This is a genomic window from Mesorhizobium sp. J18 (genome assembly GCF_007829525.1).
Lineage (GTDB): Bacteria > Pseudomonadota > Alphaproteobacteria > Rhizobiales > Rhizobiaceae > VLJP01.
The window spans coordinates 99377-117105 of sequence record NZ_VLJP01000089.1 but is presented as its reverse complement, the minus strand read 5'-3'; the positions used below and the strand labels follow the sequence as shown (position 1 = coordinate 117105).

At 62.1% G+C, this 17729-nt stretch carries 21 protein-coding genes and 1 pseudogene; 8 read left to right on the top strand and 14 right to left on the bottom strand.

What is annotated here, in order from left to right:
* On the top strand, positions 1–687 hold a 687-nt coding region (locus tag L598_RS21265), incomplete at its 5' end, for a DUF2332 domain-containing protein (RefSeq protein WP_144866107.1).
* Between the two features lie 12 nt (positions 688–699).
* Here the strand turns inward: L598_RS21265 and L598_RS21260 are convergent.
* The 9 genes and pseudogenes from L598_RS21260 to L598_RS21220 form a co-directional block, all read right to left on the bottom strand.
* Positions 700–1311, bottom strand: a complete 612-nt coding sequence (locus tag L598_RS21260; RefSeq protein WP_144866103.1) for a LysE family translocator — start codon at positions 1309–1311, stop codon at positions 700–702.
* Between the two features lie 36 nt (positions 1312–1347).
* The gene (locus L598_RS21255; RefSeq protein ID WP_144866100.1) at positions 1348–1959 is read right to left on the bottom strand and encodes a LysE family translocator; all 612 of its coding nucleotides are present in this window, start codon (positions 1957–1959) and stop codon (positions 1348–1350) included.
* A gap of 8 nt (positions 1960–1967) precedes the next feature.
* Complete coding sequence (locus L598_RS21250) at positions 1968–2618, bottom strand: LysE family translocator (RefSeq protein ID WP_144866097.1); 651 nt, start codon at positions 2616–2618, stop codon at positions 1968–1970.
* Between the two features lie 121 nt (positions 2619–2739).
* Complete coding sequence (locus L598_RS21245; RefSeq protein WP_144866094.1) at positions 2740–3078, bottom strand: hypothetical protein; 339 nt, start codon at positions 3076–3078, stop codon at positions 2740–2742.
* Positions 3079–3137: 59 nt separating this feature from the next.
* The gene (gene typA, locus L598_RS21240) at positions 3138–4964 is read right to left on the bottom strand and encodes a translational GTPase TypA (RefSeq protein ID WP_144866091.1); all 1827 of its coding nucleotides are present in this window, start codon (positions 4962–4964) and stop codon (positions 3138–3140) included.
* 117 nt (positions 4965–5081) lie between these two features.
* Positions 5082–5860 (bottom strand): annotated as a pseudogene (locus L598_RS21235) (MBL fold metallo-hydrolase).
* Between the two features lie 25 nt (positions 5861–5885).
* Complete coding sequence (locus L598_RS21230; RefSeq protein ID WP_144866088.1) at positions 5886–6305, bottom strand: TIGR01244 family sulfur transferase; 420 nt, start codon at positions 6303–6305, stop codon at positions 5886–5888.
* A gap of 112 nt (positions 6306–6417) precedes the next feature.
* Positions 6418–7989, bottom strand: coding sequence for an alkaline phosphatase (locus tag L598_RS21225; protein WP_144866085.1), 1572 nt, complete (start codon positions 7987–7989; stop codon positions 6418–6420).
* 117 nt (positions 7990–8106) lie between these two features.
* Positions 8107–10167, bottom strand: coding sequence for a M3 family metallopeptidase (locus L598_RS21220; protein ID WP_144866082.1), 2061 nt, complete (start codon positions 10165–10167; stop codon positions 8107–8109).
* 156 nt (positions 10168–10323) lie between these two features.
* On the opposite strand from L598_RS21220, the gene L598_RS21215 reads away from it, so the two are divergent.
* Together L598_RS21215 and L598_RS21210 are read left to right on the top strand one after the other, a co-directional pair.
* On the top strand, positions 10324–10800 hold the full coding sequence (locus L598_RS21215) for a MarR family winged helix-turn-helix transcriptional regulator (RefSeq protein WP_144866076.1): 477 nt from the start codon (positions 10324–10326) through the stop codon (positions 10798–10800).
* Entirely contained in the window at positions 10797–12071 is a 1275-nt protein-coding gene (locus L598_RS21210) for a multidrug effflux MFS transporter (protein WP_144866073.1), read from the top strand. Before L598_RS21215 ends, L598_RS21210 begins: the two co-directional genes overlap by 4 nt.
* A 10-nt stretch (positions 12072–12081) precedes the next feature.
* Here the strand turns inward: L598_RS21210 and L598_RS21205 are convergent, their stop codons facing one another.
* The 5 genes from L598_RS21205 to L598_RS21190 are packed head-to-tail and all read right to left on the bottom strand — an operon-like array spanning position 12082 to position 14219.
* The gene (locus L598_RS21205; RefSeq protein WP_144866070.1) at positions 12082–12726 is read right to left on the bottom strand and encodes a carbonic anhydrase; all 645 of its coding nucleotides are present in this window, start codon (positions 12724–12726) and stop codon (positions 12082–12084) included.
* Positions 12727–12735: 9 nt separating this feature from the next.
* On the bottom strand, positions 12736–12939 hold the full coding sequence (locus L598_RS21895; RefSeq protein ID WP_246658873.1) for a DUF429 domain-containing protein: 204 nt from the start codon (positions 12937–12939) through the stop codon (positions 12736–12738).
* Complete coding sequence (locus L598_RS21890; RefSeq protein WP_246658872.1) at positions 12927–13088, bottom strand: hypothetical protein; 162 nt, start codon at positions 13086–13088, stop codon at positions 12927–12929. Before L598_RS21890 ends, L598_RS21895 begins: the two co-directional genes overlap by 13 nt.
* Positions 13085–13966 carry a pyridoxal kinase PdxY gene (gene pdxY, locus L598_RS21195; RefSeq protein ID WP_144866063.1) on the bottom strand — a complete coding sequence of 294 codons (882 nt, stop codon included), beginning with the start codon at positions 13964–13966 and terminating at the stop codon, positions 13085–13087. The genes L598_RS21890 and pdxY overlap by 4 nt, the downstream gene beginning before the upstream one ends.
* A 7-nt stretch (positions 13967–13973) precedes the next feature.
* Complete coding sequence (locus L598_RS21190) at positions 13974–14219, bottom strand: hypothetical protein (RefSeq protein ID WP_144866060.1); 246 nt, start codon at positions 14217–14219, stop codon at positions 13974–13976.
* 115 nt (positions 14220–14334) lie between these two features.
* On the opposite strand from L598_RS21190, the gene L598_RS21185 reads away from it, so the two are divergent.
* The 5 genes from L598_RS21185 to ppa all read left to right on the top strand — a co-directional run bounded on the left by L598_RS21185 (position 14335) and on the right by ppa (position 17726).
* Positions 14335–14958 carry a LemA family protein gene (locus tag L598_RS21185; protein ID WP_144866057.1) on the top strand — a complete coding sequence of 208 codons (624 nt, stop codon included), beginning with the start codon at positions 14335–14337 and terminating at the stop codon, positions 14956–14958.
* A 36-nt stretch (positions 14959–14994) separates the two neighbouring features.
* Positions 14995–15831 (top strand): YgcG family protein, encoded by an 837-nt coding sequence (locus L598_RS21180; RefSeq protein WP_246658871.1) that lies wholly within the window; start codon positions 14995–14997, stop codon positions 15829–15831.
* Entirely contained in the window at positions 15831–16478 is a 648-nt protein-coding gene (locus L598_RS21175) for a TPM domain-containing protein (protein WP_144866051.1), read from the top strand. The genes L598_RS21180 and L598_RS21175 overlap by 1 nt, the downstream gene beginning before the upstream one ends.
* An 83-nt stretch (positions 16479–16561) precedes the next feature.
* A complete protein-coding gene (locus L598_RS21170; protein WP_144866048.1) occupies positions 16562–17068 on the top strand; it encodes a GNAT family N-acetyltransferase in 507 nt (168 codons plus the stop codon).
* A gap of 121 nt (positions 17069–17189) precedes the next feature.
* Positions 17190–17726 (top strand): inorganic diphosphatase, encoded by a 537-nt coding sequence (gene ppa / locus L598_RS21165; protein WP_186445139.1) that lies wholly within the window; start codon positions 17190–17192, stop codon positions 17724–17726.
* Positions 17727–17729: the final 3 nt, after the last annotated feature.

Below are 17729 nucleotides of genomic sequence, written 5' to 3'. Positions count from 1 at the left end.
ATCGCGCGGGCCGGCATGCTCCTGCCGGGCTTCATCACCATCGGCCGCGAAACAGGCCTGCCGCTCGCCATACGCGAGATCGGCTCCAGCGCCGGCCTCAACCTGCTTTTCGACCGCTTCCGTTATGATTACGGCGAAATCGGCTGGGGCGACGAGGCATCGCCCGTGCGCCTGAAGCCGGAGCTACGGGGCGAACCGCCTCCGCTTGGCGGTTTCCTGGATGTGGCCTCACGCAAGGGATGCGACATCGCGCCTGTCGAAATTTCCGMCCCGCAGCAGCGGCTGCGCCTGAAATCCTATGTCTGGCCGGACCAGACTGCGCGGCTGCAAAGGCTCGAAGCGGCCATCTCAATCGCCGAACAGCAACCTTTCATGCTTGAAAGAAGCGATGCCGCCGATTTCGTCGATCGCGAGCTTGCCGCGCGCGAGCGCGGCCAGGTCTTTGTGCTTTTCCATTCGATCATGTGGCAATACATGCCGGAGGCCACACGACTGCGCATCGAGGACAGCCTCGATGCGGCCGGCAATGTCGAAGGTACCGATCCCATCGCATGGCTGCGCATGGAGCCGATCGCGACGACAGATCCCTATGCAACGCTGCGGCTCACCTGCTGGCCAGGCGGCTCAACCCGTGATCTCGCCCTTTGCGACTATCACGGACGCTCGATCGAATGGCTGGCTGGATAGACTTCGGGATCATCAGCGCGTGGCGATCGCGGCGGCCGCACCTGCCATGATCGAGGCCGAAGCGCGGTTGGCGATGCGCATGGCCCGGCTGTTCTTCAGAAGCCTGCGCGTCTGCGCAGCCGCCGCGATCCAGGCGAAATCGACGATGACCAGCACGATGACCATGGCAAGCGTCAGTTCCGCCCAGCCGAGTATTGTGACCGAAGCGAGATCAATGATTGACGGCAGAAGCGCCAGATAGAACATCATGATCTTCGGATTGCCGAGCGTGACCGCGAGGCCGGTCAGGAACAGGCGGAGCGGCGAATCGGCCTTCGGCAGCTCGCTTTCCTGCGCATCCGTCGGAGCGGTCCACATCTTCCAGGCGAGATAGAGAAGATAGACGACCCCGGCATATTTGATGACAAGAAAGGCGAGGTGGAAGGTCTCGGCAACGAAAGCAAGACCGAAGACGGCACAGCCGAGCCAGATCGCCTCGCCGATCCACATGGCGGCAAGGAAGGGGAAGACCCCGCGCATGCCCTTTGCCAGAACGCGCCCCACGAGGGCGGCTATGCTCGGGCCGGGCGAGCCGGCGGCTATGAAAAGCACGCTGCCGAAAACGAGAAGCGAAGAGATATCCATTTTCCTCCTCCCTGGCAGGTTCCGCCGGCTCCCGCTCTATCTTGCCGAGAAAGCGAGCCTTATGCCCAGAAGCGCAAAGGCCGCCGCAAAGGACCGGCGAAGCCATTTCATCACGGCCGGGCTCTTCAGGACCCTGCCACGTACCAGCGCCGCGAACTGTCCGTAGATGACGAAGATCACGAAGGTCATCACCATGAAGACCAAGCCGAGCCATGCCATGGTGATGGCGGGCGACGGCGCATCGAGCGGTATGAATTGCGGCAGGAAGGCGAGAAAGAAGATCGAAAGCTTCGGATTCAGAATGTTGATCACGAAGCCTCGCCGGATGATGGCCCAATGCGAGACCCGCGAACGCTCCGGCTCCGCATTGAGCAGTCCCTTTTCGTCGAGGGCCTGGCAGGCCATCCATAAAAGATAGAGCACGCCGGCGAACTTCACCGCCTGGAACAGCACGGCGCTGGCATGCAGGAGCGCCGCCAGGCCGAGAATGGCGGCGGCGATATGCGGCAGGATTCCGAGCGTGCAGCCGAAGGCCGCCGATACCGAGGCCGGCCCGCCGCGCCCGAGAGCAATCGCAAGCGTGTAGATGACGCCGGTTCCTGGGATGAGGACAACGACGAGCGCGGTGAGAAGAAATGCCGGATCCATGAGCTTACCTACTTCTTCTGATTACCGGCGAAGGCCGCCATCAGCCCGAGCCCGATGAACAGACCGCCGCTGACATAGCGCTCGACCTTCAGATAGCTGCGGCTCTGCTTCAGCCGGTTGCCCATGCTGCCGGCGGCCAGGGCGTAGCAACCGTCCGTCACCAAACCGAGCAGGGTGAAAAGCAGGCCCAGAAACGCGATCTGCAGCGCCACATGACCGAGGCTCACCTCCACGAATTGCGGCAGGAAGGCGAGGAAAAACAGCGCTGTCTTGGGATTGAGTAGATTGACGACAAAACCATCACGGAAGAGACGCATATAGCCATGCCTGTGCACGGTGATGCCGGCAGCAGGAATTTCGCTGCGGCCGAAGATCTTTCTGAGGCCGAGCCAGATCAGATAGACGGCCCCGGCATATTTGACGATGCCGAAGGCGAGCGCGGAAGTGGCAAGCAGCGCCGACAGGCCGAGCGCTGCGGCGGCGACATGGATGAGTGTGGCCGCGTGAATGCCCAATATCGAGACAAGACCTGCGCCGCGTCCCTGCTCGACCGAACGGGCGAAGATATAGAGCACGGCAGGACCGGGCACGATCAGCAGCATCAGTGCGGCGCTTGCGAACAGCCCCAGATTGGCGGCACCGGGTATCACGATTTCCATGCGGGGTCCCCGTCATCGACGACTCTCGGCCCATCAAGCGCGCAAGCGGAACGATCTGTCAATGACGGCACGGCCGGTCATCCGATTGCACGGCCCGGTGAACGGTTTGCGACAGCGTCAGCTAAAGCTTGCGTTTCGGATTGAACGGGCTGTTCGGATTTACGTCGAGATCGACATCCTTGACACAGGTCTGCGAAGTCCTGTGGCTGTCTCCGGAACGCCAGGGACCATCTACAATCTCGGCGCCGCGAAGTTTGGAGAGGTAGAAGCATTTCCAGTCGCCGCGCACCGGTCCGTCGGAACTGCTGCCGTCGAACTGATACACCAGGGCCTTTTCGGCTCCATCCGAACGGCCGAGGATGATCGGGCAGATCGCCCGTGGATAACCACTATACATGCAGGCGATTGGCTTCCTGTCCCGCATCGCCCGCTCGACCAGCCTGTAAGTCGCGCTTGCCATATGCCGTTGCTCCTTTCGCACAGAACGGAGCCGAGTCAGTCAGGTTCCGGCCCGTCCGATCAGGCAGCGCCGCTCACCTTCTGCTTCTCGAAACGCTTGCGCTCATGCGGGTCCAGATGAAGCTTGCGCAGGCGGATGGATTTCGGCGTCACCTCGACCAGTTCGTCGTCCTGTATCCAGGCCAGAGCGCGCTCCAGCGTCATGCGGATCGGAGGCGTCAGCTTGACGGCCTCGTCCTTGCCGGCGGCGCGTATATTGGTCAGCTTCTTGCCCTTCAGGACATTGACCTCGAGATCGTTGTCACGGCTGTGAATGCCGATGATCATGCCCTGATAGACCTTCACGCCGGCATCGATGATCATCGGGCCGCGATCTTCCAGGTTGAACAGCGCATAGGCCGAAGCCTCTCCATTGTCGTTGGAGATGAGCACGCCGTTGATCCGGCCGCCGATTTCGCCCTTGTAGGGCTGATAGGAATGGAACAGCCGGTTCATTACCGCCGTGCCGCGGGTGTCGGTCAGAAGCTCGGACTGATAACCGATCAGGCCGCGCGTCGGCGCGTGGAAAACGAGGCGCTGGCGGTCGCCGCCGGAGGGACGCAATTCGACCATCTCGGCCTTGCGCTCCGACATCTTCTGCACGACCACGCCCGAATGCTCCTCGTCAACGTCGATGACCACTTCCTCGACCGGTTCGAGAAGCTGCCCACTCTCGTCCCTCTGCATGACGACGCGGGGGCGCGAAACGGCAAGTTCGAAGCCTTCGCGGCGCATGGTCTCGATGAGCACGGCGAGCTGCAATTCGCCGCGGCCGGAAACGTAAAAGGAATCCTTGTCGGCCGATTCCTCGATCCGCAGCGCCACATTGCCCTCCGCCTCCTTCAGGAGACGGTCGCGGATGACGCGGCTGGTCACCTTGTCGCCCTCGGTGCCGGCCAGCGGCGAATCGTTGACCAGGAAGGACATGGTGACGGTCGGCGGGTCGATGGGCTGGGCGGCCATCGGCTCGTTCACCGAAGGGTCGCAGAAGGTGTCGGCGACGGTGCCCTTGGAGAGGCCCGCTATGGCAACGATGTCGCCGGCCTGCGCTTCCTCGATCGGCTGGCGCTCCAATCCGCGGAAGGCGAGTATCTTGGACACGCGGCCGTTTTCGAGCAGCGTGCCGTCGTGATGCAGTACCTTGACGGCCTGGTTCGGCTTCAGCGTGCCGGAAGCGATGCGGCCGGTGATGATGCGCCCGAGGAACGGATTGGCTTCGAGGATCGTGCCGATCATGCGGAACGGGCCGGGCTCGACGGCCGGCTCCGGCACGTGCTTGAGCACCAGATCGAACAGAGGGGCGAGACCCTGATCCTTCGGACCCTCCGGATCCTCGGCGACCCAGCCGTCGCGGCCGGAACCGTAGAGGATCGGAAAATCAAGCTGCTCGTCGGTGGCGTCGAGGGCAGCAAAGAGGTCGAAGACTTCGTTGATGACCTCGTTGGCGCGGGCATCGGGACGATCGATCTTGTTGATGACCACGATGGGCCGCAGGCCGACCTTCAGCGCCTTGCCGACGACGAATTTGGTCTGCGGCATCGGCCCCTCGGCGGCATCCACCAGGACAATGGCGGAATCAACCATGGAAAGGATGCGCTCGACTTCGCCGCCGAAATCGGCATGGCCGGGCGTATCGACGATATTGATGCGCGTGTCCTTCCACTCGACCGAGGTGGCCTTGGCAAGGATGGTGATGCCCCGCTCCTTTTCGAGGTCGTTCGAATCCATGGCGCGCTCGGCCACGCGCTGGTTCTCGCGCACGGAGCCGGATTGTTTAAGGAGCGCGTCGACAAGCGTGGTCTTGCCATGATCGACATGCGCGATGATCGCGATATTGCGGAGTTTCATAAATGGTCTCTCGGGAATGATTCCGGGCGCAGCCATGCCGCGCCACACTTCGGTTGCGCGGCTCATACAGGTTTTTTCGCAGATGCGAAAGGGCAGGAAGCTGCGCGGCGTGGATCCTTATTCCCAGGTGGCCGTCGGGAAGACGCCGATCGGGATCTTCAGATAGCGCCGTCCGTTGCGCTCGGCCTCCGGCAGCCGCCCGCCATTGATGTTCACTTGCAGCGCATGGAGGATCAGCTTCGGCATCGGCAGCGTCCGGCAGGCTGATAGTCGTGGCCGGTGAAGACGCGCGTTTCGTCGGGAAGCGCAAGGATTTCCTGGATCGAGGCCCAGAGTCGCCTTGCGCTGCCTCCGGGAAAATCGGCCCGCGCCGTCCCGCTGTCGGGCATGAAAAGCGTATCATGCACGAAAGCGGCATCGCCGATCACATAGGTGATGGAGGCCAGTGTGTGGCCGGGCGAGAACAGGATGCGGCCGGGCAGCTCTCCCACCGCGAAAGTCTCGCCTTCCGCGAAGAGCTTGTCCCATTGCGAACCGTCGGCGAGGAAATCGGGCCAGTTATAGATTTCCTTCCAGAGCTCCTGGACCTCGACGATCCTGTCCCCGATCGCGGTCGGAGCGCCCGTCTTCTCCTTCAGATAGGGAGCGGCCGAAAAATGATCCGCATGGGGATGGGTGTCTAGGACCCACTCGACGGAAAGATCTTGCTCGGCGATGAAATCGAGAATCCGGTCGGCATTGCGGGTCGCGAGCGATCCGGATTTCTCGTCATAGTCGAGCACCGGATCGATGATGGCGCATTTCCGCGTCGCGGGATCGGCCACGACATACTGGATGGAAAATGTGCGCTTGTCGAAGAAGCCGGTGACCTCCGGCCTGGCCGCAACAACGCTCATGCTGTATCCCTCTCCTTCACAAGCCTCAGGACCGCGCCGCCAGCCATTTCTTCGCGCCGGCAAGGTCCTTGCCGAAACAGGCCCCGAGTTCATCCAGCTCGTCGATGGTCATCCGTCCGTCCAGAACCTCGCCGATGGCCCAAAGCGAGAGCGAGCGGGTACCGGACTTGCAGTAGGCGAGCACCGGTCCGTCCGCGCCGGCGAGAGCGTTCCGGAAGGCGCGGACCTGCTCTTCGGTGATTTGACCGGACACTACGGGAATATGAACGTAACTCAGGCCCAGCCCGGCTGCTATCCTGGCCGATTCTCCCGCGGTGAGCTGACCCGGCTCCTCGTCGTCGGGGCGGTTGTTGACGATCCCGACAATGCCCTTCGACCCGGCATCCGCGAAGTCCTCGCCCGTCAATTGCGGAGCGATCCAGAGCTTTTCATTGACCTGCTGCAATCTGCGGTTCCCGTTCCGGTGCTTGTCCCTTTCATAGGTACAATCGTAAGGGACCGCAATGCGACGGACCCGGCGGCACAATGCCGCCGGGGATCATGCAATGGTGGTATGGTCAGGCAGACTGGACGGGGTCCAGCACTACCTTGTAGAGTTCGTTGTCGTCGCGATCCATAAGCCGCACCGTCATCTGCCGCGTGGCGCTGTCGATGTCCACCAGACCGAAGAACTGGAGGCCGGCCGAGGGCGGCAGGTTCGCGCCCTGCCCCGCCGTTGGGGCTTTAACGAATTTCAGCTCCGGCCCGAAAGTCGTGTCGAGATCGTTGGGGCCGAAGGTGCCGGCATGCAGCGGTCCGGAAACGAATTCCCAGAAGGGGTTGAAATCCTGGAAGGCCGCCTTGTCCGGATTGTAGTAATGGGCGGCGGTATAATGCACGTCCGCAGTGAGCCAGACCGTGTTCTCGATGCCGGCATTCTTGATGTAGCGCAGAAGATCCGCCAGTTCGAGCTCGCGGCCCTTGGCCGGGCCGTTGTCGCCATTGGCGATCGCCTCGGCGCCGGTCTTGTTGGCGCCGTCGTCCCAGACAATGACGCCGATCGGCATATCGGACGCGATGACCTTCCAGGTGGCTTTCGACATGGCCAGTTCGCGCTTCAGCCAGCGAACCTGCTCGGCACCCAAGATGCGCGCAGCATCCGTCAACTCGGTTTCCATGGAAGGGCCATTGGGCCCGCGATAGGACCGCAGATCGAGAAAGAATACTTCGAGCAAGGGGCCATAAGCGATCTTGCGGTAGACGCGACTTGGCTCCTCCGGCGTGTAGCGGATCGGAGTCATCTCATGGAAGGCGCGAGTGGCGCGCGCCTGCAGGAGCGCGATGGACTTTTCCGAATAGCGGTCGTCAAGCTCCTTTGAAGAGGACCAATTATTGGTCACTTCGTGGTCGTCCCACTGCATGAAGGTTGGGCAGACCGCATTCAGGGCGCGGACATGCTCGTCCATCAGATTGTATTTCCATTGGCCGCGATATTCCGCCAGCGTCTCGGCAACCTTGCGCTTCTCGTCGATCACGACCTTGTTGACCCATTTGGTGCCATCGGAAAGCTCGACCTCTTCTTCAATGGGACCGTCGGCATAGATGGTGTCGCCCGAATGCAGAAAGAAATCGGGTTCATGCTTCATCATGGTCGCGTAGGTGAGCATGCCGGTCTCGTCGATCCCCCAGCCCTGACCGGCAGTGTCCCCCGACCATGCGAAGCGAATGTTGCGATTGGACATCGGTGCTGTGCGGAACCGGCCAGTAGTGGGCTCGGACAGGGCATTGACGTCATTAAGGTCCATAGCCGTCATGCGGTAGAAGATGTCCTGGTCCGGGGTAAGCCCGGTCAGCAGACGCTTCACGGCGAAATCGCTCTCCGACAGCGCATCGAGCGGCGGCAGCTTGATCGGATTGGCGAAACTCTCCGTCGTGGAGACCTCGAACATGACGCGAGCAGGGCGATCCGTGCGGGTCCAGATCATGCCGGAAGTGGCGTCCACGTCGCCCGACTGCACGCCATGACTGAAGACGGGACGCGAAGCCGCGCGGGAAATGTAGGGACGCGCAAGACCGGATGCGCCGACCAGGGTCATGGCGCCGGCCGAAGCCAGGAATCCGCGGCGGGTACTCACTGCTAGTTTTCTCATGACAGTCTCCCTCGGTTGAAGAGGGCGGCACTGTCGGAGAAATTTGTTTCAGCCGCTTATCGGCTTTGTGACACTTGCTTGAACCTTTGCCGGGACATTGTTTCCGTCCACAGAAACCTAAACCAGTCCGCGCTTCTCCATCATCGCTTCGGGCGACGGCATGCGTCCGCTGAAGGCGGTATAAAGCTTTTCCGGATCGGCCGAACCGCCGGCTGCGTAGACATACCGATGCAGCTTTGCAGCAAGTTCGGGATCGAAGGGATTTCCGGTTTCCTCGAAGGCCTTGAAGGCGTCCGCGTCCAGCACTTCCGACCACATATAGGAATAGTAGCCGGCTGAATATCCATCTCCCGAGAATACGTGCAGGAAATGCGGCGTCCGGTGCCGCATGGCGATTGCCGACGGCATCTGCAGCCTTTCGAGCGTTTCAGCCTCGAAGCGGAGCGGGTCCGACGGCGCTTCCGATTGTGAATGATAGGCCATGTCGACAAGAGCCGAGGCGGTGAATTCGACGGTGGTAAAACCGGCGTCGAAGGTCCGGGCGGCCAGCATCTTCTCCAGCAGATCGGCCGGCATCGGCTCGCCCGTGCGGTGATGCACGGCATATTTCTTCAGGATTTCCGGCACGGTCAGCCAGTGCTCATAAAGCTGCGACGGCAATTCTACGAAATCGCGCGACACGGAAGTGCCTGAGACCGACGGCCAGGTGACATCGGTCAGCATGCCGTGCAGCGCATGGCCGAATTCGTGGAAGAGCGTCCTCGCTTCGTCCATGGAGAGCAGCGCCGGCTGTCCCTTCGGCGGCTTTGCGAAATTCATGATGTTGTAGACGATCGGTTTCGACCCGCCGCCCAGCTTGTAGCCGGACTGCAGCGAGCTCATCCAGGCGCCGGACCGCTTCGAGGGGCGGTTAAAATAGTCGGCAAGGAAAACCGCACGCTCGCTGCCATCCCCATCTCTGACTTCGAACACCCGGACGTCGGGATGCCAGGCCGCGACTCCTGCCTTCTCCTCGAAGGTGAGTCCGAAAAGCCTGCCGGCAACGTCGAAGCAGGCGGCTATGACCTTCTCCAGTTGGAGATATGGCTTCAACTCCGCCTCATCGAAGGCGAAGCGTTCGGCGCGCAGGCGTTCGGCATAGTAGCGCCAGTCCCAGGGCGCGATCGGCTGGTTCTGGCCGTCGATGGCGGCCAACCTCTGCAATTCGCGATCATCCTCAGCCACCTTCTCCCGCGCCTTGTCCCAGACCGGCTCGAGCAATTCCATGACCGCATCCGGCGTCTTGGCCATGGTATCGTCCAGCTTGAAGGCGGCGAAGTTCGGATAGCCGAGAAGCTTCGCCTTTTCGGCACGCAGTTCCAGCGTTCTCTTGACGATCTCGCCATTGTCGCTGGCGCCGCCATTCTCGCCGCGCTTGACAAATGCGTTGAACGCAATTTCGCGCAGGTCGCGGCGGTGCGACAGGGCCAGGAACGGCTCGATGATGGACCGGGACAGGGTGATGGCATATTTGCCGGATTTCCCGCGCGATTCCGCCGCCTCGGCCATGGCGCTCACCAGGAAATCCGGCAGGCCGGCAAGATCGTCGCCTTCATCGAGAAAATGGACCCAATCCCGCTCGTCGGCGAGGACATTCTGCCCAAACCGAGCACCAAGCGTCGCGAGTTCTTCGTTGATCGCGGCCAGCCGCTGCTTCTTCTCAGGATCGAGCCTGGCGCCGGCGCGCACAAAACGCTTCCATGTCTTTTCGAGTACCCGACCCGTCTCTCCGTCCAGACCGAGATCGTCTCTTTTGCCATAGAGCGCATCTATGCGGGCGAAGAGCGTCTCGTTCATGTGTATCGCCGAAAAATGCCGCGCCATCTTCGGCGCGATCTCGCGCTCGAGCGCCTGTATGGCATCATTCGTATGCGCCCCGGCCTTGCACCAGAAGATGGCTGAAACGCGCGACGGCGCATCGCCCGAAAGCTCCAGTGCCGCCAGCGTGTTCTCCACCGTGGGCGCTTCCGGATTGCCGGCGATGCTGGCGATCTCCTTGTTGTGTGAGGCGAATGCCGCGTCGAATGCGGCTGCGAAATCCTCGTCCTTTATTCTATCGAAATCCGGCAGTCCGAGAGGACCGTTCCAATGTGTCAGAGGATTGGAATCACGTGTTTCGGACGAAGATGTCTGCAGCATTGAGGTGCCTCGGAGATCCTGGAGCGCGGCGGGATGCCGGACCGGCCAGACCGATGTAGGCCGCCTCAGCCTTTCCCGCAACCGCAGTTTCGGCGGCATCTTGACTCTGCGGCATCGCAATACTACGTCGTGCTGATAATAAGGTTTACTTACAATATGCACAGACACATCGACCCGGATTCCTTTGGTTTCCTCGTCGGCGATCTCTCGCGCATGGTTCGCGCCGAGGTGGACCGCCGCATAGCGGAAGCCGGCATCGGCCTTACCGCCGGCGAAGCGCGGACGCTTGCCCACGCCGGCCGCGCCGGCACGGTACGGCAGAATGTCCTTGCCGAGCGCATGGGCCTTGAGGCCATGACCGTCAGCGCCTATCTCGACCGTCTCGAGGCGCGCGGCCTCGTTTCGCGCCTTCCGGACCCTTCAGATCGGCGGGCCAAATTGGTGGCGCTGACGACGGAAGCGGACGAAGTGCTTGCCGTCACATCACGGATTTCAGCCGAAGTGCGCAAGCAGGCGGCCGCAGGCCTGAACCGTGCGGAATGGGAAAAGCTTCTTCATATGATGAAGCTGGTCCGCTCCAATCTGAGCGCCGGCCGCGAGATCGCCGCTTCCGAGAAGGGAGCGGTCGCATGAATATCCGGCCTGAAAGCAACGAGCCTCAAGCCGAAGCAGTCGCCGCAGAGCCCTTGATGAGCGAGCGGCGCGTCAGCCTGATCGGCGCGCTGATCGTCGCTATCGGCCCGATTTCGCTTGCGCTCTTCACGCCGGCAATGCCGGAAATCGTCCGCGCCTTCGGGACCACCGAAAGCGCCGTCAAGATGACATTGTCACTGTATTTCGCCGGCTTTGCTTCGGCGCAGCTCTTTTGCGGTCCCCTGTCGGACGGCTTCGGCCGCAAACCCGTCATCTTCTCCTTCATGACTATCTATCTGGCGGCAAGCCTGCTGGCCCTGTTCGCACCCTCCATAGAAGTACTGATCGCCGCCCGCTTCCTGCAGGGAGTGGGTGCATCCGTCGGCGTTGGCATGTCGCGGGCCATCGTGCGCGACCTCTTCACCCACGAACGCTCCGCGCGCATCATGAACCTAATCGGCATCATCCTTGCCGTCGGTCCGGCGGTGGCGCCGACCCTGGGCGGTCTGACCATGGAAATCGCCGGCTGGCATGCGATCTTCGGCCTGATGCTGCTGGCAGGCATAGTCGTGATCCTCGTCGTTCATTTCGCCCTCCGTGAAACCGTGACACGCGATCTCAGGCGCATCCGCCCGTCCGCGCTCATCCGCTCCTACGGGTCCCTGCTGTCCAGCGGCTATTTCATGATGTCGAGCCTTGTCATCGCCGGCACGACGGGAGCGATTTATACGCTGGCCACCGTCCTTCCCTTCATATTGATGGAAAGAGTCGGCCTCTCGCCGTCGCAGTTCGGTTTCGGCATGCTTATGCAGACCGGCTTCTTTTTTCTCGGCTCGGTCACCGTGCGCATGCTGCTGAGACGTTACGGCGCCTATCGGCTGGTTCCGCTCGGCCTCGTCTTTGTCGGCTTCGGCAGCATGCTGGTCGCCACACTGCCTCATCTGCTTCCGCTATCCTTCCTGTCGGTGATGGGTCCGATCGCGGTCTATGCCTTCGGTATTGCCTTCGTCATGCCGGCCATGATGACTGCATCAATGGCGCCGTTTCCCCGCATCGCCGGGTCTGCCTCATCAATGTCGAGCTTCCTGCAAATGGGAGCCGGACTCGTGGGCGGAACCATATGCGCCGCCCTCGGAGATCCGGTCTTCGCCATGTCAACGGTGATTCCCGCCATGGGCGTCACGGCCATCGTCGCTTGGCTGATCTGGAGACGGCTTCCCGAACCGGCTCTTGCGACGGCGATCCAGCCGACCCCGGCTGCTCCTTCCTGAGCAGCAGCCTTCAGTCGGAGTCCGGCCGTTCGAAGTCGCCGGTCTGGCGGTTCATCACCCATAATTCACCGGTGGAAATGTCGAACCACGCACCGTGCAGGGTGAGCCTGCCCTTTTCCTCCAGGATTCTGACGCAGGGAAATGTGCGCAGATTGGCGATCTGGAAGCGGATCGAGATGCGTTCGAGCGCCGTCTGGCGTTCCGCCGCGGTCATCATGGTGCTGCCGGCGACGGTTTCGGCGGCGGGCGCGACGAGCCCCATCCATTTGCCTATGAAATCACCCGGTGAAAGCGGTTCGGCTGCGGGGTTCAGCACCGCATTGATACCGCCGCAGCGACCATGCCCCATGACGACGATATGCTTCACCTTCAGGCTCTGCACGGCAAATTCGAGCGCCGCGGACGTGCCGTGGAATTGCTCGTCCGGCTGGTAGGGCGGCACGATATTGGCGACATTGCGCACCACGAAAAGCTCGCCCGGACCGGCGTCGAATACGGTTTCCGGCGCCGCTCTCGAATCGCAGCAGGCGATCACCATGGTTTCCGGCGACTGGCCTTCCCTGGCGAGCGAGCGGTACCGGCCGCTCTCCGCCGCATAGCGGCCCTGCATGAAATTGCGATAACCGGCGAGAAGACGTTCGGGCAGATGGCTCATGCCTTGCGCTTAACTCCAATTGCAGCGGGGAGCAACTTCTTCGATGTCATGTCCAGATGGATCATGTCCAGATGGCATAGACGGCGCTGCGCGACGGATCGAGAAGACGCTCGACTGGCGCTCGTCGAGATGAAGCCGCACGAGGTTTTCAGGCCCTCGGCCTCCCTTGCCGGTGCGCTCCGGCAGGCCGATCGGCATGTCTACGGCCAGCACGGCATCCTCAGGCAGACATTCGACCAGTTCTGGGAATTGTCGAATACAGCCACTTGCGGCCCGCAGCCACGCCGGACCATGACGGCGACCCAGCCGGCCTTGCAGCCGTCGGCGCCCGCAATCGCCACCGGAGCGGCAAGTTCGCTCATGCAGTCAGGTTCCGCCCCGGATGGGCGAGCCGTTTGAGATGCACCAGCGCCATGGGATTGGACAGGCCGGCCGCATCGGTTTCGAGCATAAGTTCGTCAGCGCCTCGCTTGGCCGCGCGGGCGAGGATCTCGAAGACGGCAGCCGTCGTCGATTGCAGGGCTTCCGCCATGTCGGAACCGCCCAGCCGGCGCGCCAGGAAAAGGGCCCCCGTGAGGTCCCCCAGGCCGTTGGGCGGATTTTCGATCGTCCGGTGCTCGGCGAGAAGGACCTCGCTTTCCGTCACGAGCAGATTGCCGGTGCCGCCCGCATGCGCGACGGGAGCAGACGTCACGATCACGGTTGCCGGACCGGCTGCGAGCGCCGCTTCGGTCACTTGCCCGATATCCGCAACGGCTCTTCCGGTGAGCCATTCCAGCTCGTAGCGGTTGGGCGTGGCGATGTCGGCGATGGGAATCAGACGATCGCGGATCGCAATCGCCGTTGCCTCGGGAATGTAGAGGCCGCCGGTGTCGCCCATCACCGGGTCGCAAAGATAGAGCGCATGCGGGTTGCGGGCTTTCACCTTGCCGACAAGAGAGGCGACAGCGTCCACCTGACCGGCGTGGCCCAAATAGCCGGATAGCACTGCGGCGACCTCGCCGATCCAGGGAGCGTTTTCGAGGTCCCTGAGGAAATCGGCAAACTGTCCGCTCTCGGGAACGATCCGGGTGGCGCGCCCATGACCGGGATGCCAGGGCAAGATCACGGTGGGCACCGCCCAGACCGGGAAGCCGAGGGTCTCGAGCGCGAATACCGCGGCGCGATTGCCTACCGATCCACGCGCGACATGGCTCGAGACGACGATGACTGCCTTCGATGCGTTCCGATCCATCTGCATGCTGCTGCTATCGCATCAGGAAGCCGACGAGCCAGACGATGAGGATCATGGCGGCAATCAGGGCCAATCCGCGGCCGATGCGCATCCCCCACACCTCGATGCGATCGGCCTGATCGGCATCCTCCGCCGAGAAATGCCGGCGCGCCCGGTCGGCCGAGCGGGCGGCAAAGGAGGACCCGATATCGCCTTCGCCGGCCACATCCTCGAGGATGCGCCTCGCTTCCGCACGCCGCCGATCGTCATCTTCCTTCATCCGTCAGCCCCGATTCCCGGATCGTCGTGCATCCGCGAACAACTCGGATAATTGTTTGCTTGCTTACCGAATACTACTATTCTCCCGCGCGGTCGAATATTCGCGAGGGATTTCCATGCAAAGCCTTTGTCGCGCCCCGGCACGCCATTCCCGCGCGCCGGCTGCCTTGCTGTTTCTCCTCCTTGTCCTGCCGTTTCTTTCCGGCTGCGGCTTCAACACCATACCTACCCAGGAGGAACAGGCGAAGGCCGCCTGGAGCGAGGTCCTGAACCAGTATCAGCGCCGCGCCGACCTGATCCCGAACCTGGTGGAGACCGTGAAAGGATACGCCCAACAGGAGCGCGAGGTGCTGCAATCCGTCGTTGAAGCCCGCGCAAAGGCGACCCAGGTGCAGGTTTCGGTCGACTCGCTAGCCGATCCGGAGAAATTCCGTGCTTTCCAGGAAAGCCAGGCCGAATTGTCGGGGGCCCTGGGTCGTCTGCTGGCGGTGGTGGAAAACTATCCGGATCTGAAGTCGAGCCAGAACTTCCTGGCGCTGCAAGCGCAGCTCGAGGGCACGGAAAACCGCATCGCGGTGGCACGGCGCGACTATATCGAGGCCGTACGGGTCTATAACACCTCGCTGAGAACCTTCCCGACCATGTTGTGGGCGAAATTCTGGTTCACCGATGCGAAGCCTTTCGAGACCTTCACCATTCCTGCCGAGAAGATGGACACGCCAAAAGTCGACTTCGGCTAACCCCATCGAGCCGTACGCTCTATGCCGCACAACCGCATGAAGGCGCTTGGCAGCCGCGCCGGAGGCATCCTCCTCCTGCTTTGCCTGCATATGCTGGTCCTGCTGGCGGCGCACTCCATTGCCGCCGAACTGCCCGCCCTGACCGGCAGGGTGGTCGATAATGCCGGCATCATCGACACCGAAACCGAGCGCGCCCTGACAGCAAAGCTCGAAGCTTTCGAAACCAGGTCGTCGGATCAGATCGTCATTGCCACCATCGACAGCCTGGAGGGCGAGGCGATCGAATCCTATGCCAACCGCCTCTTCCGCGCCTGGGGGTTGGGGCAGGCTGGCGAGGACAATGGCATTCTGCTCCTGGTGACCGTGGCGGATCGCCGGATGCGCATCGAGGTGGGCTACGGCCTGGAAGGCACTTTGACCGATCTGCATTCGAAGCTGATCATTGAAAACACCATGGTGCCGGCCTTTCGCGCCGGCGATTTTGCGGGCGGCATCAGCGAAGCGGTCGACGATATCATCATGGTCCTCGAAGGAAATGCGGCCGAACTCGAGGCCCGTGCCAAGCGCAACCAGGAAAGCGAGAGCGCCCTGCCGCTGCCGGTAATCCTGTTCCTGATCCTGTGGGGCACCTTCTTCTTCGGAGGCATGGCAATGAGCCTGCTTGCTCCCATCTTCGGCCGGAAGATCGGGCCCGGACGCTACGAATGGCTTGGCATGACCATCGTCGTTGGCGGATCAGGCCGGCCGCGCCGTCGAAACTCCGGCTGGTCGCGTCATGGCGGCTTTTCCGGTGGGGGCGGCTTTTCCCGCGGCGGCGGTTTCTCGGGCGGAGGAGGTTCGTCCGGCGGCGGCGGAGCTTCGGGAAGCTGGTGATGGGCGAGATATCCGAAAACATTCTTTCCCCCGACGAGCATGCCCGCATCACGGCCGCCATCCGGGACGCTGAAAGTCGCACCTCTGGCGAAATCTTCTGCGCGCTTGCCGGCACAAGCGACAGCTACTTCTTTCCGGCGGCCTTCATCGCCACGAGCGCCATATTGCTGCTCAGCGCCATCGTCGCGGCTGTCTTCCACTATTGGTGGATCGACATAAGGCCGATTGTTTTCGTCGCCGCGCAGCTCGCCGCGCTGGCGACTGCCGTCCTCGTGATCGCGACATTCCCTCGCCTGCGCGTCAGGCTGGTGCCAAGGCGTATCCGCTATCGCCGCGCCCACGGCAATGCCCTGCGCCAGTTTCTCGCCCACAACATCCATGTCACCGAATCGCGCACCGGCGTCCTGATCTTCGTATCTCTCGCGGAACGCTATGCCGAAGTGGTTGCCGACGCCGGCATCAACAGCCTGGTTGATCAATCGACGTGGAACGATACGGTGGCGGCGCTTATCCGCCACGCCGCGGCGGCGAGGCTAGCCGACGGCTTTGTCGAGGCAATCGGCAGGGTGGGGACCGTCCTTGCCGAGCATTTTCCTCCCGGCGCCGAAAACCCCAACGAGCTCGACGACCATCTGGCAGAGATCTGAACTCCGATCCCGCGCGACTTGTCGGTGGATCACATCTGTTTCACTTGCGCTCGCTGGCCCGCCACGTCTATGGTTAAGGAGCCATGAAGACGCTCTCGATCGACATACGCCAGGCCGAACCGCAAGATGCAGATGCCATCGCCTATGTCCATGATCGTGCTTGGCGCGGTGCCTATGCCGGAATGATCCCCCACAGGGCACTCAATGCCATGATCGGGCGCAGAGGGCCGAAATGGTGGGCCCATGCCATACGCCGTTCGGCGACCGTGCTCGTGCTGGAGATCAGCGGCGAGATTGTGGGCTATGCTACGCTCGGCCGCAATCGTGCGCGACAGCTTCCCCAGCAGGGCGAGATTTACGAGCTTTATCTGAGCCCGGAATATCAGGGCATCGGCCTCGGCCGCCGCCTTTTCGCCGCCGCAAGGGAAATGCTCGCCGGGCATGGCTTCAAGGGGCTCATTGTGTGGGCGCTGGAAGAGAATGCCGGCGCGCTTTCCTTCTATGCCGGAGCCGGTGGCCGCGACATTGCGGAAGGCGTCGAGGTTTTCGATCAGAAGGCGCTGCGCAAGATCGCTTTCGCCTGGGATTAGGCGCCCGAAATCTTCTGCAAAGCTTTTTTACCGGCGCTGCCCCAGCGAGCCAAAAGGTCGCCTTGTGCGGCGCACAATTGTCGGTTATCGGGAGCCGAACCAAACAAGGAACGGATTGTTGATGCGTATCGACGCTATTTCCATTGGCACGAACCCGCCCGAAGACGTCAATGTGATCATCGAAGTACCCTATGGCGGGCAGCCCATCAAATACGAGATGGACAAGCAGGCCGGCACGCTGATCGTCGACCGGTTTCTCTATACACCAATGACCTATCCCGGTAATTACGGCTTCGTCCCGCACACGCTGTCGGACGACGGCGACCCCATCGACGTGTTGGTGTGCAATACCCGCCAGCTTATCCCCGGCTGCGTCATCAATGTGCGGCCGATCGGGGTGCTCATCATGGAAGACAATTCCGGCCAGGATGAAAAGGTCATCGCGGTACCCTCACCGCATCTGACGCGCCGCTACGAGATGGTGAACAATTACACCGACCTGCCCGAAATCACGCTGCAGCAGATCCAGCATTTCTTCGAGCACTACAAGGATCTCGAGCCGGGAAAATGGGTCAAGATCGGCGACTGGATGGATGCCGCGGCGGCACGCAAGATGATTTCGGATGCGATAGACCGCGCCGGGAAACAGGCAGCCTGAGGT

Excerpts from the sequence above, each read along its gene's own strand:
- L598_RS21260 (WP_144866103.1), bottom strand. The coding sequence starts at position 1,311 with ATGGATATCTCTTCGCTTCTCGTTTTCGGCAGCGTGCTTTTCATAGCC.
- L598_RS21255 (WP_144866100.1), bottom strand. The coding sequence starts at position 1,959 with ATGGATCCGGCATTTCTTCTCACCGCGCTCGTCGTTGTCCTCATCCCA.
- L598_RS21250 (WP_144866097.1), bottom strand. The coding sequence starts at position 2,618 with ATGGAAATCGTGATACCCGGTGCCGCCAATCTGGGGCTGTTCGCAAGC.
- L598_RS21245 (WP_144866094.1), bottom strand. The coding sequence starts at position 3,078 with ATGGCAAGCGCGACTTACAGGCTGGTCGAGCGGGCGATGCGGGACAGG.
- typA (WP_144866091.1), bottom strand. The coding sequence starts at position 4,964 with ATGAAACTCCGCAATATCGCGATCATCGCGCATGTCGATCATGGCAAG.
- L598_RS21225 (WP_144866085.1), bottom strand. The coding sequence starts at position 7,989 with ATGAGAAAACTAGCAGTGAGTACCCGCCGCGGATTCCTGGCTTCGGCC.
- L598_RS21220 (WP_144866082.1), bottom strand. The coding sequence starts at position 10,167 with ATGCTGCAGACATCTTCGTCCGAAACACGTGATTCCAATCCTCTGACA.
- L598_RS21215 (WP_144866076.1), top strand. The coding sequence starts at position 10,324 with ATGCACAGACACATCGACCCGGATTCCTTTGGTTTCCTCGTCGGCGAT.
- L598_RS21210 (WP_144866073.1), top strand. The coding sequence starts at position 10,797 with ATGAATATCCGGCCTGAAAGCAACGAGCCTCAAGCCGAAGCAGTCGCC.
- L598_RS21205 (WP_144866070.1), bottom strand. The coding sequence starts at position 12,726 with ATGAGCCATCTGCCCGAACGTCTTCTCGCCGGTTATCGCAATTTCATG.
- L598_RS21890 (WP_246658872.1), bottom strand. The coding sequence starts at position 13,088 with ATGAGCGAACTTGCCGCTCCGGTGGCGATTGCGGGCGCCGACGGCTGC.
- pdxY (WP_144866063.1), bottom strand. The coding sequence starts at position 13,966 with ATGCAGATGGATCGGAACGCATCGAAGGCAGTCATCGTCGTCTCGAGC.
- L598_RS21190 (WP_144866060.1), bottom strand. The coding sequence starts at position 14,219 with ATGAAGGAAGATGACGATCGGCGGCGTGCGGAAGCGAGGCGCATCCTC.
- L598_RS21185 (WP_144866057.1), top strand. The coding sequence starts at position 14,335 with ATGCAAAGCCTTTGTCGCGCCCCGGCACGCCATTCCCGCGCGCCGGCT.
- L598_RS21180 (WP_246658871.1), top strand. The coding sequence starts at position 14,995 with ATGAAGGCGCTTGGCAGCCGCGCCGGAGGCATCCTCCTCCTGCTTTGC.
- L598_RS21175 (WP_144866051.1), top strand. The coding sequence starts at position 15,831 with ATGGGCGAGATATCCGAAAACATTCTTTCCCCCGACGAGCATGCCCGC.
- L598_RS21170 (WP_144866048.1), top strand. The coding sequence starts at position 16,562 with ATGAAGACGCTCTCGATCGACATACGCCAGGCCGAACCGCAAGATGCA.
- ppa (WP_186445139.1), top strand. The coding sequence starts at position 17,190 with ATGCGTATCGACGCTATTTCCATTGGCACGAACCCGCCCGAAGACGTC.